The sequence below is a fragment of the Novosphingobium arvoryzae genome, assembly GCF_014652615.1.
In the GTDB taxonomy this organism is placed as follows: domain Bacteria; phylum Pseudomonadota; class Alphaproteobacteria; order Sphingomonadales; family Sphingomonadaceae; genus Novosphingobium; species Novosphingobium arvoryzae.
In genome coordinates this window covers 147986-163593 of the sequence record NZ_BMZD01000002.1, presented here as the reverse complement: position 1 = coordinate 163593, position 15608 = coordinate 147986, and the positions used below count along the sequence as shown (strand labels likewise).

At 67.4% G+C, this 15608-nt stretch carries 15 protein-coding genes; 8 read left to right on the top strand and 7 right to left on the bottom strand.

Translation table 11 applies throughout. The annotated features are described in order from the left end of the window. Positions 1 to 3: 3 nt before the first annotated feature. Positions 4 to 756 (bottom strand): uracil-DNA glycosylase family protein, encoded by a 753-nt coding sequence (locus tag IE113_RS04050; RefSeq protein ID WP_189539148.1) that lies wholly within the window; start codon positions 754 to 756, stop codon positions 4 to 6. Positions 757 to 846: 90 nt separating this feature from the next. On the opposite strand from IE113_RS04050, the gene IE113_RS04045 reads away from it, so the two are divergent. The 7 genes from IE113_RS04045 to IE113_RS04015 are packed head-to-tail and all read left to right on the top strand — an operon-like array spanning position 847 to position 8949. Beyond that, positions 847 to 2496: an electron transfer flavoprotein-ubiquinone oxidoreductase gene (locus IE113_RS04045; RefSeq protein ID WP_189539147.1), complete on the top strand. Its 1650-nt coding sequence runs from the start codon at positions 847 to 849 to the stop codon at positions 2494 to 2496. A gap of 40 nt (positions 2497 to 2536) precedes the next feature. Further along, positions 2537 to 3343 (top strand): 4-(cytidine 5'-diphospho)-2-C-methyl-D-erythritol kinase, encoded by an 807-nt coding sequence (locus tag IE113_RS04040; protein ID WP_189539146.1) that lies wholly within the window; start codon positions 2537 to 2539, stop codon positions 3341 to 3343. Next, positions 3340 to 4065 carry an N-formylglutamate amidohydrolase gene (locus tag IE113_RS04035; protein WP_189539145.1) on the top strand — a complete coding sequence of 242 codons (726 nt, stop codon included), beginning with the start codon at positions 3340 to 3342 and terminating at the stop codon, positions 4063 to 4065. The genes IE113_RS04040 and IE113_RS04035 overlap by 4 nt, the downstream gene beginning before the upstream one ends. Positions 4066 to 4112: 47 nt before the next feature. Further along, complete coding sequence (gene ilvD / locus IE113_RS04030; protein ID WP_189539144.1) at positions 4113 to 5960, top strand: dihydroxy-acid dehydratase; 1848 nt, start codon at positions 4113 to 4115, stop codon at positions 5958 to 5960. Further along, positions 5960 to 6313, top strand: coding sequence for a hypothetical protein (locus IE113_RS04025; protein WP_189539143.1), 354 nt, complete (start codon positions 5960 to 5962; stop codon positions 6311 to 6313). The genes ilvD and IE113_RS04025 overlap by 1 nt, the downstream gene beginning before the upstream one ends. Beyond that, a complete protein-coding gene (locus tag IE113_RS04020; RefSeq protein ID WP_189539142.1) occupies positions 6297 to 7694 on the top strand; it encodes an NAD(P)H-hydrate dehydratase in 1398 nt (465 codons plus the stop codon). The genes IE113_RS04025 and IE113_RS04020 overlap by 17 nt, the downstream gene beginning before the upstream one ends. Beyond that, entirely contained in the window at positions 7687 to 8949 is a 1263-nt protein-coding gene (locus IE113_RS04015; protein ID WP_229822137.1) for a class I SAM-dependent RNA methyltransferase, read from the top strand. The genes IE113_RS04020 and IE113_RS04015 overlap by 8 nt, the downstream gene beginning before the upstream one ends. Here the strand turns inward: IE113_RS04015 and IE113_RS04010 are convergent. Both IE113_RS04010 and IE113_RS04005 read right to left on the bottom strand, forming a co-directional pair. Then, positions 8946 to 9854 carry an SDR family NAD(P)-dependent oxidoreductase gene (locus IE113_RS04010; protein ID WP_189539140.1) on the bottom strand — a complete coding sequence of 303 codons (909 nt, stop codon included), beginning with the start codon at positions 9852 to 9854 and terminating at the stop codon, positions 8946 to 8948. The two genes, IE113_RS04015 and IE113_RS04010, sit on opposite strands and share 4 nt — an antisense overlap. Before the next feature lie 860 nt (positions 9855 to 10714). After that, positions 10715 to 11929, bottom strand: a complete 1215-nt coding sequence (locus IE113_RS04005) for an argininosuccinate synthase (protein WP_189539139.1) — start codon at positions 11927 to 11929, stop codon at positions 10715 to 10717. A gap of 84 nt (positions 11930 to 12013) precedes the next feature. Between IE113_RS04005 and IE113_RS04000 the strand changes: the two genes are divergently transcribed. Further along, on the top strand, positions 12014 to 12451 hold the full coding sequence (locus IE113_RS04000) for a DUF1801 domain-containing protein (RefSeq protein ID WP_189539138.1): 438 nt from the start codon (positions 12014 to 12016) through the stop codon (positions 12449 to 12451). A 12-nt stretch (positions 12452 to 12463) separates the two neighbouring features. Here IE113_RS04000 and IE113_RS03995 read toward each other — a convergent pair whose 3' ends face one another. From IE113_RS03995 to IE113_RS03980, 4 genes are all read right to left on the bottom strand, one after another. Continuing rightward, positions 12464 to 13732 (bottom strand): SAM-dependent methyltransferase, encoded by a 1269-nt coding sequence (locus IE113_RS03995; RefSeq protein WP_189539137.1) that lies wholly within the window; start codon positions 13730 to 13732, stop codon positions 12464 to 12466. A gap of 77 nt (positions 13733 to 13809) precedes the next feature. Further along, the gene (locus tag IE113_RS03990; RefSeq protein ID WP_189539136.1) at positions 13810 to 14397 is read right to left on the bottom strand and encodes a TMEM165/GDT1 family protein; all 588 of its coding nucleotides are present in this window, start codon (positions 14395 to 14397) and stop codon (positions 13810 to 13812) included. Further along, positions 14394 to 15146: an SDR family oxidoreductase gene (locus IE113_RS03985; protein ID WP_189539135.1), complete on the bottom strand. Its 753-nt coding sequence runs from the start codon at positions 15144 to 15146 to the stop codon at positions 14394 to 14396. The genes IE113_RS03990 and IE113_RS03985 overlap by 4 nt, the downstream gene beginning before the upstream one ends. A gap of 70 nt (positions 15147 to 15216) precedes the next feature. Further along, a complete protein-coding gene (locus IE113_RS03980; RefSeq protein ID WP_189539134.1) occupies positions 15217 to 15567 on the bottom strand; it encodes a glycine zipper 2TM domain-containing protein in 351 nt (116 codons plus the stop codon). Between the last annotated feature and the right edge of the window lie 41 nt (positions 15568 to 15608).

The window sequence follows — 15608 nt, the reverse complement described above, 5'->3', positions numbered from 1 at the left end:
GAATTACCCCGTCCAGTCGAGCCAGGCGTTCCACAGGCCGGCCTTGTCGCGTGGTCGGCCGGACAGGCGCATTAGCCCCGGCGCTACCAATACCGCAAGATTCCCCCCCTCATGGTTAAATCGCGGTAAAGGATTAGCGCTTTTCGCCGGGTCGTGGCCCAGCAGCGACGAGATGTGCGGACCCAGCACGATCAGGCGTCTGGGGGCGGCCAGATTGACGTGATGGGCCACGATCCGGCCAAGCCCGGCCTCTGCCAGCGCGGCCCAATCGGGCATCGGCATGTGGCGCGGCAGGCAGCTGGCGACATAGGCGGCGTCCGGGGCAATGCCGAAGCTGGTCAGGATCGCATCCAGCAGCGCGCCTTGCGGCCCGTCCAGCAGGCGCGCCGAATCGCCCGGCTCGGGATGGTCGACCAGCACCATCAACTCTGCCCCGGCCGGTCCGCGCGGCGGGACGCGGTCAAACACCTGGCCGCCGTCGAGCGAAGGTTCGGTCAGCCACCACTGCGCGAATTCGGCCAGGGTCGCGGGCAGGTCTGCCCCGTCGCCGCCGATCTTTGGCGCGGGCGGGGGCGGGGGCGGCTGGGGCGCCACGAATTGCGGAGCGTTGCCTGCCGTAGCGGCAGCATCGGGCCGGGCCAGCCAGTCACGCGCGGTATCGACGAATTCCAGGTCCACCCCGGCATCGCGCCACCAGTCCAGCACGGCTGCGAACTGCTGGGGCGTCAGGCCATCGGGGGCGTCAGAATGTGTCATTGCATCCACATTGCGGTCTTGACCTGCCGCATCGCAGCAATCAAGGCTTTCCGCAGATACAGGCAGATATTGCAGGGGACGGAATCCGCCATGAGCGAACGCGAATCGATGCCATATGACGTCGTCATCGTTGGGGGCGGTCCGGCCGGCCTCGGCGCGGCGATCCGGTTGAAGCAGCTGAACGCCGATCTTTCGGTATGCATCCTGGAAAAAGGCTCGGAAGTCGGCGCGCACATCCTGTCGGGCGCGGTGGTCGATCCCAAGGCGCTGGATGAACTGCTGCCCGACTGGCGCACCGATGGCTGCCCGATGGCGGAAACCCCGGTGACCGACAACTGGCACTGGGTGCTGACCAAGGGCAAGCACATCCCCATTCCACACTGGCCGATGCCCCCGTTCATGTCGAACGACGGCAACTACACCGGCAGCCTGGGCAACCTGTGCCGCTGGCTGGCGGGCAAGGCCGAGGAACTGGGCGTGGAAATCTTCCCCGGCTTCCCGGCCAGCGAAGTGCTTTATAACGAGGACGGCTCGGTCAAGGGCGTTGCCACGCAGGACATGGGCGTGGCCAAGGACGGCAGCCACAAGGGCGAATACCAGCCCGGCATGGAACTGCACGCCAAGTACACCCTGTTCGCCGAAGGGGCGCGCGGCCACCTGACCAAGCAGCTCAAGGCCCGCTATGACCTTGAAGCGGATTGCGAGCCGCAGGTTTACGGCATCGGCATCAAGGAACTGTGGGACATCGACCCGGCCAAGCACGTGCCGGGCCGCGTGATCCACACCCAGGGCTGGCCGCTGTCGGAAAGCGACAGCTGGGGCGGCGGGTTCCTGTACCATCAGGCCAACAACCAGGTCGCGCTCGGCTTCGTGACCGCGCTCGATTACAAGAATCCCTATGTCTTCCCGTTCGAGGAATTCCAGCGCTGGAAGCAGCACCCGGAAATCCGTGCGATTCTGGAAGGTGGCCGCCGCGTGTCGTATGGTGCGCGCGCGATCAACGAGGGCGGCTGGCAATCGGTGCCCAAGCTGGACTTCCCCGGTGGCGCGCTGATCGGGTGCTCGGCCGGCTTCGTCAACGTGCCGCGCATCAAGGGCAGCCACACCGCGATGAAGAGCGGGATGCTCGCCGCTGAATCCATTGCCGCCGCGATTGCCGCAGGCCGCGCCAACGATTCGATGAGCGAATACGATGCCGCCGTGCGCGACAGCTGGATCGCCAAGGAACTGAAGCTCGTCCAGAACGCAGAGCCGCTGGTGGCGAAGTGGGGCGGGGACCTCGGCACGATCCTGGCGGGCGCGGACATGTGGCTGCGCACCCTGTTCGGGTTCGGCGTGTGGAAGCCGATGAAGCACCACCGCGACTGCGAGGCGATTGGCCGCGCGGACCTGTATCAGCCGATCAACTATCCCAAGCCGGATGGCGTGATCAGCTTCGATCGCCTGTCCTCGGTCGCGCTGTCCTTCACCAACCATGAAGAAGACCAGCCCTGCCACCTGCAGCTGAAGGACCCGGCGATCCCGGTCGAGGTCAACCTGAAGCACTATGCCGGGCCGGAAGCGCGCTATTGCCCGGCGGGGGTCTATGAGTTCCTGGGCGTCGAGGAAGGCAACCCGCGCCTGCAGATCAACGCCCAGAACTGCGTCCACTGCAAGACCTGCGATATCAAGGACATGACCCAGAACATCAACTGGGTCACGCCCGAAGGCGGCGGCGGCCCGAACTACCCGAATATGTGATGGCCAATCTTCCTCCCCCTCCCCGTGCCGGGGAGGAAGCATGATTGAAACCGCCTATGCCAAGATCAACCTCGCGCTGCACGTTCGGCGGCGGCGCGAGGATGGGTATCATGAGCTGGAAACGCTGTTCGCCTTCGTCGATGCGGGGGATGAACTGAGCGCCGTTCCCGCCGCGCGCGATGACCTGCGCGTGGTGGGCGAGTTTGGCGGGGCGCTGGACGATCCGTTCGGTAATATCGTGGCACGGGCGCTGTCGGCGCTGCCGCATGGGCCGGGCTGGGCGGTGACGCTGGACAAGCGCCTGCCGGTCGCCGCCGGGCTGGGCGGTGGCTCCGCGGATGCGGGCGCGGTGTTCCGGATGGTCGAGCGCAGCCACGGCCTGCCCGCCGACTGGCCCGCTCGCGCCGCCGCGCTGGGGGCGGATGTGCCGGCTTGCGTGCTGTCCCGCGCGTGCATTGGCCTTGGCACCGGGACGGAGCTGGAGCCGGTCGACAACGATCTGGCGGGCATGGCCTGCCTGCTGGTCAACCCGCGCGTGCCACTCAGCACCGGGCCGGTGTTCAAGGCCTGGGACGGGCAGGATCGCGGCCCCCTGCCGACGGGTGATGTGCGCACCATCACCCTGACCGGACGCAACGATCTGGAACCGCCCGCGCTGGCGCTGTGTCCGGTGATCGGCGATGTGCTGGCGGCCTTGCGCGCCACCGCGCCGCTGATCGCGCGGATGTCGGGATCGGGTGCGACCTGCTTTGCGCTTTATGAGGATTACGGTGCTGCGGAAGCTGCGGCGGCACAGATCGCGCGCAGCCAGCCCGGCTGGTGGCAATTGCTGGGGAAGCTGCGGTGAGCGAAGCCTTCCGCCTGATTGGCAACCCACGCTTTGGCGGCATTCTGGTGGTGTCGGACCACGCCAGCAGCCATGTTCCCGCCGACATCGAACTGGGGATCGACCCCGCGCTGCTGGACCAGCACATCGCCATCGACATCGGCGTGGCCGAAGTCGGCGCGCTGATGGCGGAGCGCCCCGGCATCGCCGCCTTTCAGGGCGGAGTGAGCCGGCTGGTGTGCGATTTCAACCGCGAGGAACACGCCCCCGCCGTCATTCCGGTGGCCAGCGATGGCCACGCGATTCCCGGCAACGCGCTGGATCATGCGGGCCACAAGGCGCGGCTGGACCGGTTCTTTCGCCCCTATCACGCCGCGCTTGCCGCCGTGCTGGATGACAAGCCGCCCGCGCTGATCCTGTCGCTGCATTCCTTCACCCCGCAGCTGGCCACCAGCGACCAGCCGCGCCCCTGGCAGGTGGGGGTGCTCTATAACCAGGACGACCGCGCCGCGCGGATCGCGATACCGCTGCTGGCAGCCGAAGGACTGGTGGTGGGCGATCAGGAACCCTATTCCGGCAAGCTGCTCAACGCGACGATGAACCGCCATGCCGAAGCCGAGGGGCGACCCTATCTGGGGATCGAGATCCGGCAGGATCAGATCGCGGACGCGGCAGGCCAGCAATTTTGGGCGAGCCTGCTGGGCCGAATTTGTAATGATGTGGCGTTGAAGCTGGGCGACTAGCGGTGTAGGGCCGGGGCGAAGCATTCGCCGTTACCGGAGCCCCACCCATGCCTGCCTATCGTTCCAGAACCTCTACCCACGGCCGCAACATGGCGGGGGCGCGCGGGCTGTGGCGCGCGACGGGGATGAAGGACAGCGATTTCGGCAAGCCGATCATCGCGGTGGTAAACTCGTTCACCCAGTTCGTGCCGGGCCACGTCCACCTCAAGGACCTCGGCCAGATGGTCGCCCGCGAGATCGAGGCGGCGGGCGGCGTTGCCAAGGAATTCAACACCATCGCGGTCGATGACGGCATCGCGATGGGCCACGACGGGATGCTCTATTCGCTGCCCAGCCGCGATCTGATCGCCGACAGCGTGGAATACATGGTCAATGCCCACTGCGCCGATGCGATGGTGTGCATTTCCAACTGCGACAAGATCACGCCCGGGATGCTGATGGCCGCGCTGCGGATCAACATTCCGGTGGTGTTCGTGTCTGGCGGGCCGATGGAAGCGGGCAAGGTCATCCTGAACGGCAAGGAAGTCGCGCTGGACCTCGTCGACGCGATGGTTGCCGCCGCCGATGACAAGGTCAGCGACGAGGACGTGGCCAAGATCGAACGTTCGGCCTGCCCCACTTGTGGGTCGTGCAGCGGGATGTTCACCGCTAATTCGATGAACTGCCTGACCGAGGCGCTGGGCCTCTCGCTGCCGGGCAACGGCTCGCAGCTGGCCACCCATGCCGACCGCAAGGAGCTGTTCCTGCGCGCGGGGCGCCTGGCGGTGGAGCTGTGCCGCCGCTATTACGAGCAGGACGACGCATCGGTCCTGCCGCGCGCCATTGCCAGCTTCAAGGCGTTCGAAAACGCCATGAGCCTGGACATCGCGATGGGCGGGTCAACCAACACCGTGCTGCACCTGCTGGCCGCCGCGCACGAAGCCGGGGTGGATTTCACCATGGCCGACATCGACCGGCTGAGCCGCAAGGTGCCGTGCCTGTCCAAGGTCGCCCCGGCCAAGAGCGACGTGCACATGGAAGACGTGCACCGCGCAGGCGGCATCCCGGCGATCCTGGGCGAACTGGACCGCGCCGGGCTGCTCCACACCGATCTGCCGACGGTGCACGCGCCGACGATGGGCGATGCGCTGAACCAGTGGGACATTTGCCGCACCAACGATCCCGCCGTGCAGCACTTCTTCAAGGCGGCGCCGGGCGGGGTGCCCACGCAAGTCGCGTTCAGCCAGAACCGCCGGTGGGAGGAACTGGACCTCGATCGCCAGAACGGCGTGATCCGCAGCGCCGAACACGCTTTCAGCAAAGACGGCGGGCTGGCCGTGCTGTCGGGCAATATCGCGCTCGACGGCTGCATCGTGAAGACGGCGGGCGTGGACGACAAGATCCTGAAGTTCACCGGCCCGGCCAAGGTCTATGAAAGCCAGGACGCCGCCGTCACCGCGATCCTGACCGGGCAGGTCGTGGCCGGTGACGTGGTGGTGATCCGCTATGAAGGGCCGAAGGGCGGCCCCGGCATGCAGGAAATGCTCTATCCCACCAGCTACCTGAAGTCGAAGGGGCTGGGGGCTGCCTGCGCGCTGCTGACCGACGGGCGCTTTTCGGGCGGCACGTCCGGCCTGTCGATCGGCCACGTTTCGCCCGAAGCGGCGGAAGGTGGCACCATCGGGTTGGTCGAGAATGGCGACGTGATCGAAATCGACATTCCGGGGCGGACCATCCACCTCGCCGTGTCCGAGGATGAACTGGCCCGCCGCCGCGCCGCGCAGGACGCGAAGGGCTGGCAGCCGGCCAAGGAGCGCCCGCGCAAGGTCTCGACCGCGCTGCAAGCCTATGCCGCGATGACCACCAGCGCCGCGCGCGGCGCGGTGCGCGACCTGTCGCAGCTGAAGGGCAAGTGATGCGGCGCAGCGCGGCGATCCTGCTGGCGCTGGCGGCATCGGCCTGCGGCCAGGCGGGCGGCGATGAGCTGTTGCCCAAGGGCGAGACGGTGCTGTGCTCGCTGGGCGGAGCGCGGGATTTCAAGGCGGAATGCCAGCTCGACCGCAGCGTGGTCGAAGGGGCGCAGGTGTTTATCGTGCGCCACCCGGACGGCGCGTTCCGCCGTCTGGAAGTGAGCGAGGATGGGCAGAACCTGCTCGCCGCCGATGGGGCCGATCAGACGCAATCCGCGCTGAAGGAGGGCCGTTACGAGGTGATCCTTGGCCCGGACCGCTATGTCATCCCGGCCGAGGCCGATGCTGCTGCCCAGTAACCAGATCCTCACCGCCGCGCAGATGCGCCGCGCGGAAGAGGAGCTGATGGATGCCGGGACGAGCGTCGATGCGCTGATGCAGACCGCCGGGCGCGGCGCGGCGGAATGGGTCTGGCGGATCAGCGGCGGGCGCGCGGTTACCGTGCTGTGCGGCCCCGGCAACAACGGCGGCGATGGCTATGTGATCGCGCAGGCGCTGCTGGAGCGCGGCGGCGCGGTGCGGGTGATCGCCGCAAGCGAACCCGGAACCGCTGTGGCGCGCACCGCCCGCGGGTTCTATCATGGCGAAGTGACCGGGCCGGATGGCGGCGCCAGCGGCGAAGTGCTGGTGGATTGCCTGTTCGGCACGGGGCTGACCCGCGCGCTTTCCCCCGAACACACGGCCTTGCTGGCCCAGCTTGCCGCCAGCCATCCCTATCGCGTCGCGGTCGATCTGCCGAGCGGGGTGGACAGCGATACCGGCCAGCCACTTGGCCCCGGTCTGCCGGCCTATGACTTGACCGTGGCGCTGGGCGCGTGGAAGCCCGCGCATTTCCTGATGCCTGCCTGTGCGCAGATGGGGGCGCTGCGGCTGGTGCCCATCGGGATCGGCCCGGCGGCGAATGCTGCCATGCTGATCGAGCGCCCCCGGCTGCACGCCCCGGATGCCGACGCGCACAAGTATCGGCGCGGCTTGCTGGCGATAATCGGCGGGGCGATGCGGGGCGCGGCGCTGCTGGCGGCCAGTGCGGCGCAAGGGGCGGGGGCAGGCTACGTCAAGCTGCTGGGCGATGTCCCCGCGCCGGACGATCTGGTCACCGATGCGCAGCCGCTGGCCAATGCCCTGCTCGATACCCGGATCAACGCGGTGCTGGTCGGTCCCGGTCTGGGCCGCGATGCCACGGCGCGCGAGCGGCTGACGCTGGCCGTGGCGGAAAACATCCCGGCCGTGCTGGATGCCGATGCGCTGGTCCTGCTGGCCCCGCGCCTGCTGGCAGAGCGGACCGCGCCGCTGATCGCCACCCCGCACGAGGGCGAACTTGCCGCGCTGGAGCGGGCGTTCGGCTGCGATGCCGGGGGGAGCAAGTTGGACCGGGCGCGCGATCTGGCACGGGCGAGCGGCATGGTGATTGTCGCCAAGGGGGCCGATACCGTGATTGCCGCGCCGGATGGCCGACTGGCGCTATCGCCGCGCGCATCGAGCTGGCTCTCCACCGCCGGGACGGGCGATGTGCTGGCCGGAACCATTGCCAGCCGCCTCGCCAACGGCGCCGATCCCTTCACTGCCGCGTGCCAGGGCGTGTGGCTGCATGGGGAGGCCGCGCGGCGCTGTCCACCCGCGTTTACGGCGGGAATGCTTGCCGCCGCGATCCGCAGCGCCTACGCGGCGAGCTGTGACTGACCAGCCAGAAGAAATCATCCGCATCGCCGCCAAGGGCGATGGCGTAACCGCATCGGGCCGTTTCGCGTGGGGCGCCGCGCCGGGCGACTTGCTGCTGCCCGATGGCACACTTGAGCCGGGACCACACCACGTGGCCCCCGTGTGCAAGCACTTTGGCCGCTGCGGCGGGTGCCAGCTGCAACAGTTGGACGAGCCATCGCTGGCCGACTTTGTCGAGGCGCGGGTGGCCAATGCCTCGACCTCGCAAGGGCTCGGCGCGGAATCGATCGCGCTGCCGCACCTGTCCCCGCCGCACTCGCGCCGCCGCGCCTCGCTGCGGGCGGAAAGCTCGCAAGGGCGGGTCGTGATCGGCTACCGCGAGGCGAAGTCGCACCGGCTGGTGGAACTCACCGAATGCCCGGTGCTGGTGCCGGAATTCGTGGCGATCCTGCCGCATTTGCGCAAGCTGCTGATCAAGCTGGGACAGGCCGCTGGCCCGGCCAAGGGCAGCAAGCGCGCACCCGGCGGCAAGCACGTCCACGCCAAGCTGGCCGCCGACGTCGAACTGGCGATGACCGAGCAGGGGCTGGACATCGGCATCAAGGGGCTGAAAGTCGAAGGGCTGGCCGCGACCGAGGCCTTGCTCGATTTCGCGCGCGATCACGCCCTGGCGCGGCTGGTGCTGGATGCGGGCTATGGCCCGGAAGCCGTGTGGGAGCCGGAGCCGGTGACGGTCGCACTGGGCGGCGTCAGCGTGCCGTTCCCGCCGGGATCGTTCCTGCAGGCCACGCTGGACGGCGAACAGGCGCTGGTCGCCGCCGCCTGCGAATGGCTGGACGGCTGCGGCGCGGTGGCGGACCTGTTCGCGGGGCTGGGGACATTTGCCTTTGCGCTGGCCGGGCAGGGCGCGAAAGTGCTGGCGGTGGAAGCCGCGCGCGACGCGCACCTGGCGTGCAAGACGGCGGCGGTGCGGCTGCAATTGCCGGTCCACGCGCTGCACCGCGACCTGTTCCGCAACCCGCTGCTGGTGGATGAACTCAACCGCTTTGGCGGCGTCGTGCTCGACCCGCCGCGCGCGGGCGCGCGCGAGCAGGTGGAGCGGCTGGCGGACAGCAGCGTCGCGCGGATCGTCTATATCAGCTGCAACCCGTCCAGCTGGGCGCGGGACGGGGCCTTGCTGATCGAGAACGGCTATCGCCTCGCGCAGCTGCGCCCGGTGGGGCAGTTCCGCTGGTCAACCCATGTCGAGCTGGCGAGCCTGTTCGTGCGGGACTAACCCTTGGGCTGGGTGAACACTTGCGCCCCGCCAGCAGCCCATTCCATCAGCGCCTTGACCCGCTTTTCCGCGCCTTCGGGATCCGTTTCCAGCGGCGGGATCGAGGCCAGGATCGCCTGGAAATGCTGGTCCAGCATGTCCTTCGTTTCGGGGTAGGGGATGATGTAGAGCGCGTTGTCGCGGATGCCCTGCATCACGTGGGCGGCCAGCACTTCGGGCTCCATCCCGTGCTGGTAGATCGACTGGAGCGAGGCAATCGCTTCCGGGCCTTCGACATAGCCGCTTGCCCCCAGCGCAGCGGGGCGGGTGAGGGTGGCCTCCGCGATGTTCGACTTGATATTGGCCGGGCAGACGACCGACACACCGATGCCATACTTTTCAAGACCCTGCCGGTAGCCTTCCATCAGGTTGATCACTGCCGCCTTGGCCGCCGAGTACGGCCCGGCCAGCGCCGAGCCGGTGAACCCGCCGAGCGAGGCGACGGTGACCACGTGGCACGGCTTGCCGCTGGCGATCATGCGCGGCACGAAGGTGACCATCCCGTTGACCACGCCGCCCAGATTCACGCCGATCAGCCAGTCGAAATCGCCATAGGTGGTGTTCTCGATCGGCCCGAAGTTGTTCACACCCGCCGTGTTGAACAACAGGGTGGGGGCCTGCCCGAACACGCGCTCCACTTCGTCCGCAGCAGCGGCGTAAGCGGCGCGGTCGGTGATGTCGAGGGCGATGCCTTGGACCTCGATGCCTTCGGCGGCCAGCGCTGCGCGAGCCTTTTCAACGGCTTCGGCGCGGATATCGGCAATCACGATCCGGCAGCCCGCCCGCCCGAACACCTGCGCCTGACCAAACCCCGCGCCCGATGCGCCGCCGGTGATGAAGGCCAGCTGGCCCGCGAAATCCTGCATCATTCTCTCCCGTGTGCGCTGAACGGCACCTTGGCCCGCAATATCGCGGGAGCGCGGGGGCGAGGCAAGCGATTTTGTAACAAATGGTAGAGTTTGGGGTGCTGCCGGAGCCGCGCCGCAAACGCAAATGGGGCCGGCATTGCTGCCAGCCCCACACGCGCCTGCATCGGTTCCGGTCGAGTTGGGCGACCGCCTTTCCCGGGGTACTGTGCGGCAGATCGACCGTGGTAATGCCTGGCGGCATCCGGTCCGGCGAGTTCCGGCAATTGCTGCCTTCCCCTGCCGTTCTGCCACTTGCGAGCCCGGAGGTGCCAAGGCACCGGCGTTCCTCGCCCGGCGTCTCTTTGCCGGCGTGGTGGTCCCGTCAGGCGGCGGTTCCGGCCCGAGAGCCGTTTCCGCCGCCTGGCGGTTCCGCGACCGTTTCCAGCCTTGCCTGCCCGGACTTTCGTTCCGCTGCGCCGAAACGCTGCTTTCCCTGTGTCCGTTCGGGCCGCCCTGAAGCGGTCAACCGGCCTTGCGCCTCTCGCTGCATCTGCGGTTCGCTGGGCGGCTCCGAAGAGTGTGCCAAGCGTGTTTTCCGATACTGCTGCGGGCATCGCCGCCGGTATCTTGAGGTTTCTGTTTTCCCTTTTTATCCAGTGGTTTCCCGCCGAATTTTCAAGTTCGATTTCAGCCTCTCGATGACTTGAAGCTGCGCCTCATCGCTGAGTCGCACAAGCAGCGCAGGGCCGAGTTATCCACAAGTCGCCATTTTGGCGGTGGATAACCCAGCCCTTGCGGTGGACAGAATCAGGATAGGCCGTCAAACGGCCCGGTTTTCTTCGCGCTTAGCGGTCCCGCTGCGCCAAGAGGCGCAAGCGTTACCGGTCTCTCTGCGCCAAGAGGCGCAACCGGAGCGCATTCAGCTTGATGAAACCGGCGGCGTCCTTCTGGTTATAGGCGCCCGCGTCGTCCTCGAACGTCACGTGGCGTTCGGAATAGAGCGAGTTGGGCGACTTGCGGCCCACGACCGAGGCCTGGCCCTTGTAGAGCTTCAGGCGGACGGTGCCGGACACCTTTTCCTGGCTGTGATCGATCGCGGCCTGGAGCATTTCGCGTTCCGGCGCGAACCAGAAGCCGTTGTAGATCAGCTCGGCATACTTGGGCATCAGCTCATCCTTCAGATGGGCTGCGCCGCGATCGAGCGTGATCTGTTCGATGCCGCGATGCGCGCGGGCATAGATTTCGCCGCCGGGGGTTTCGTACATCCCGCGGCTCTTCATGCCGACGAAGCGGTTTTCGACCAGGTCGAGCCGGCCGATGCCATGCTTGCGGCCAAGTTCGTTGAGCGCGGTCAGCAGGGTGGCCGGGCTCATCGCCACGCCGTTCAGCGCCACGCCATCACCGCTCTCGAAATCGATCGTGATGTATTCCGGGGCGTCGGGCGCGTCTTCCGGGTTGACCGTGCGCGAATAGACATAGTCCGGGGTTTCTTCCCACGGATCTTCCAGCACCTTGCCCTCGGACGAGGTGTGGAGGAGGTTTGCGTCGGTGCTGAACGGGCTTTCGCCGCGCTTGTCCTTGGGGACGGGGATCTGGTGCTGTTCAGCCCACGCGATCAGCGCGGTGCGGCTGGTCAGGTCCCATTCGCGCCAGGGGGCGATGACCTTGATGTTCGGGTCCAGCGCATAGGCGGACAACTCGAACCGCACCTGGTCGTTGCCCTTGCCGGTCGCGCCGTGCGCCACGGCATCGGCGCCGGTTTCGTGCGCGATCTCGATCAGGCGCTTGGAAATCAGCGGGCGGGCGATGGACGTGCCCAGCAGGTAGTCGCCTTCGTAGCGGGCATTTGCGCGCATCATCGGGAACACGAAGTCGCGGACGAATTCCTCGCGCAGGTCGTCGATGTAGATGTTCGCATCCGGCAGGCCCATCAGCTTGGCCTTGGCGCGCGCCGGTTCCAGTTCCTCGCCCTGGCCGAGGTCGGCGGTGAAAGTCACCACTTCGCAGTTGTAGGTGACTTGCAGCCACTTCAGAATGACCGAGGTGTCGAGGCCGCCGGAATACGCGAGGACGACTTTCTTGATTTCCGACATGGGCTGGAGTTCCACTGCGTTGACGTTAGGATTGCAGCGCGCCCCTAAGCCATGGGGGCCGTGACGGCAAGGGGAGGAAGGCGCGTGGCCAAAGCGGACATGAAAACCACCGCGACCGAGGCCAGCGTGGCCGATTTCCTCGCCGCCGTACCGGATGAACGCTGCCGGGCCGAGGCCGGAGTGATCGATGCGCTCCACCGCCGGGTGACTGGGTGCGAGCCCAAGCTGTGGGGGCCGAGCATCGTCGGCTATGGCAGCTATCACTACCGCTATGACAGCGGGCGCGAAGGGGTGATGTGCCGGGGCGGGTTTTCTCCGCGCAAGGCCGCGATGACGATCTACCTGATGGGCAACTACGTGAACCGGCAGGCGGAGGCGGATGACCTGTTCGCGCGGCTGGGCAAGCACACCACCGGCAAGTCGTGCCTCTATATCAAGCGGCTGGATCAGGTCGATCTGGCAGTGCTGGAGCAACTGGTCGCGCTGAGCTGGGATGTGATGAACGCCGCGTATCCGGACTGACCGGGCTTTCGCTCAGTCCCTGGCCAGATGCCACTTGGGCGCTTCGTCGAGCGCGGAGAGCCGCGCAGCTTCGGCGCTGATGTAGTCGCGGGTCATCGGCACGGCGCTGCGGCGTTTCACGCTCTGGATATGGAAATTGACCATCCCGCCTGACCGGAAGCTCTGTTCGGCCCCCGCCAGATAGAACTGCCACATGCGGAACAGCCGCGCGTCGTAGAGCGCGGTGATCTCCGCCTCGTGCTGGCAGGTGCGGGCATACCATTCGGCCAGGGTGTGGGCGTAGTGATAACGCAGCACCTCGATATCCGCGATTTCCCACCGAGTGCGCTCCAGCGCGGCGACCAGCTCACTCATCGCCGGGATGTAGCCGCCGGGGAAGATGTACTTGCGAGTCCACTTGTCGGTCGTGCCGGGCGGGCCGGTGCGGCCGATGGTGTGGGTCAGCATGATGCCGTCATCGGCCAGCAACTCGTTCGTCTTGGCAAAGTATTCGCCAAAGTGGGGCGCGCCGACGTGTTCGATCATGCCGACGCTGGTGATCCGGTCGAACTGGCCGGTGACATCGCGGTAGTCGATCAACTGGAACTTCACCTTGTCCGCCACCCCGGCGGCCTCGGCGCGTTCGTTGGCGAAGCGGACTTGATCGGGGGCGAGCGACACGCCCAGAACCTCGATCCCGAAATGGCGATGGAGATAGAGGCCAAGGCCGCCCCAGCCGCAGCCGATGTCCAGCATCCGCATGCCTTCGCACTGGCCCGGCACCAGCCGCAGCTTGGCCGCGATCAGCGCTTGCTTGTCCAATTGCGCGCGTTCCAGCGAATTGGCCGGATCGCGAAAATAGGCCATCGTGTATTGCCGGTCCTCGTCGAGGAACAGTTCATAGAACTGGCGGGTCAGGTCATAGTGGTGGGTGACGTTGGTGCTGGCCTTGGCGCGCAGGTTGATCTGGTCCGCCTTGGCCACGGCCCAGTCCACCGCGCGGCGCAGGCGGCTGGGCGGCCCCAGCTTTCCGCCGGGACGGTTGGCGTTGCGCATGACCAGCAGCACCATGTCGCGGATGTCGTGCGGCGGTTCCACCACCAGCCGCCCGTCCATGTAGGCTTCCCCCGCGCCGACCCGCGGATCGCGGGCGACGTGGAATGCCGCGCCCTTGTCGGTAAAGCGGATGCGGACCGGATCGGCAGCGGCATCGCCATAGCGATAGACCGTGCCGTCATGATCGGTGACGACCAGCTGGCCATCCCGGACCAGCGCACGAAGCATCCTGTCGAGTAACCACATGGGCAGGAAGACTATGCCTCCTGCGCGCAGAGACAAGTCCTAATGACGGCCTTACCAGCGGCGTGGCGGCAAGGGGGTCAGAGCCAGCCGAAAATCCCGGCCAGCTGCCACAGCCCCAGCACCAGGAACAGCAGCGCCGCGGCAATGCGCGTGGCGTTCAGCGAGACGCGCTTGACCAGCTCCTCGCCCAGGAACACGGCGGGCGCATTGGCCAGCATCATCCCCAGCGTGGTGCCGGCGGCCACGATGACCACATCCTGATACTGTGCGCCCAGCGCGATCGTGGCGATCTGGGTCTTGTCGCCCATTTCGACCAGGAAGAACGCGACCAGCGTGGTCAGGAATGCGCCGCCGCGATGGGCGAAGCTGTCTTCGTCATCGTCCAGCTTGTCGGGCACCAGCGTCCAGGCGGCCATGGCGATGAAGCCCAGCGCGACCGCCGTGCGGAACCACGGCGCGTCCAGCAGCCCGGCCACTTCCTGCCCGATCAGCGCGGCAAGGCCGTGGTTGGCCAGCGTGGCGACCAGGATCCCGGCCAGGATCTGCCAGTGCGCCCGCAGCCGCGCGGCAAGGACGATTGCCAGCAGCATCGTCTTGTCGCCGATTTCGGCGAGGGCAACGACGGCGGTGGACGCGGTGAAGATGCTGAGCGGATCGGGAATCATGCCCGCGCGAGGTAGAGCACGTCGCGCGGCTGCGCCAGCAAATGCTGGCCGGAATCGATGAACAGGGTTTCTCCGCTGGCCAGCCAGCCGTCGGCCAGCCACAGCGCCGCGTCGGCCAGTTCCTGCGGATCGGTCAGGCGGCGCAGCAGGTTCATCCGCCCGCTGATCTCGTGCTCCTCCGGCGCCTGGTCGAAACTGGCCATCATCGCGCCGGGGGCAAGGCCATAGACCCGGTCCGTGGCGCTGGTCTGCGCCATCGCCTGCATCGTGGTGGCGGCGGCGAGGCCATGCTTGGCCATCGTGTAGCTGAAGAAATCCGGGTTCGGGTTGCGCAGCTTCTGGTCGAGGAAATTGATTACCCGGCGGCCACCAGCGGACCGCGCATGGGCCAGGAATGCCTGCGCCATGCGGGCCGGGCTTTCGGCATTGACGGTCACGGCCTCGACATAGGTCGGATGGTCGATGGCGGCGGCGGTATCAAGGTTGAATACGGCCGCGCAGTTCACCAGCACCCGCCAGTCATCCAGCCGCGCGGCCACCTGCTCGATCATGGCGGCGGCGGCGGCGGGATCGGTCAGGTCGCAGGTGACGACTTCGGCCGAGGGCAGCGTGGCGGCGAGGGTCTGGGCATCGCGGACCGAATCCTTGACGTGGATCACCACGTGCCAGCCTGCCGCCGCGAACGTGCGGGTCAGCACGGCGCCAATGCGCCGGGCGCCTCCGGTAACGAGAACAGCGGGTCGGGTCATCGCCGCAACCCATGCGGACGATGGCCCGCCGCGTCAATCGGCAGGGGACGAAAGACCCGGTCCATGCCGCCTAGCGGCAGCGGGTCGGGCCGCTATCCAGTTCCTTGCCGATCAGCGCCCCGGCTGCCGCGCCCAGGATCGTGCCGGTGGTGCGTTCGCCGCGCGTATCGACCGCACGGCCGACCAGCGCGCCCAGCGCCGCGCCGACCAGCAGGCCGGTGGTGCCGTTGGACCGCTTGCAGTAATAGCGCCCGTCCTCGCCCCGCCAGTAGCGGATGCCGTTGTCGGTGGTGCGATAGGCGATGCCGCCCTGCTTGGCGCGGTAGCCGTGGGCCGGGGCCCAGTGCGGCGGATCGGCCAGCGCGGGGGCGGCGGGGAGGGTGACGGCGGCCATCATCAGGGCCAGAATGGGTTTCTTCATGGCTGCTTGTTCCTTTCGGGTTGAGCAGTTGCGACCCGGAT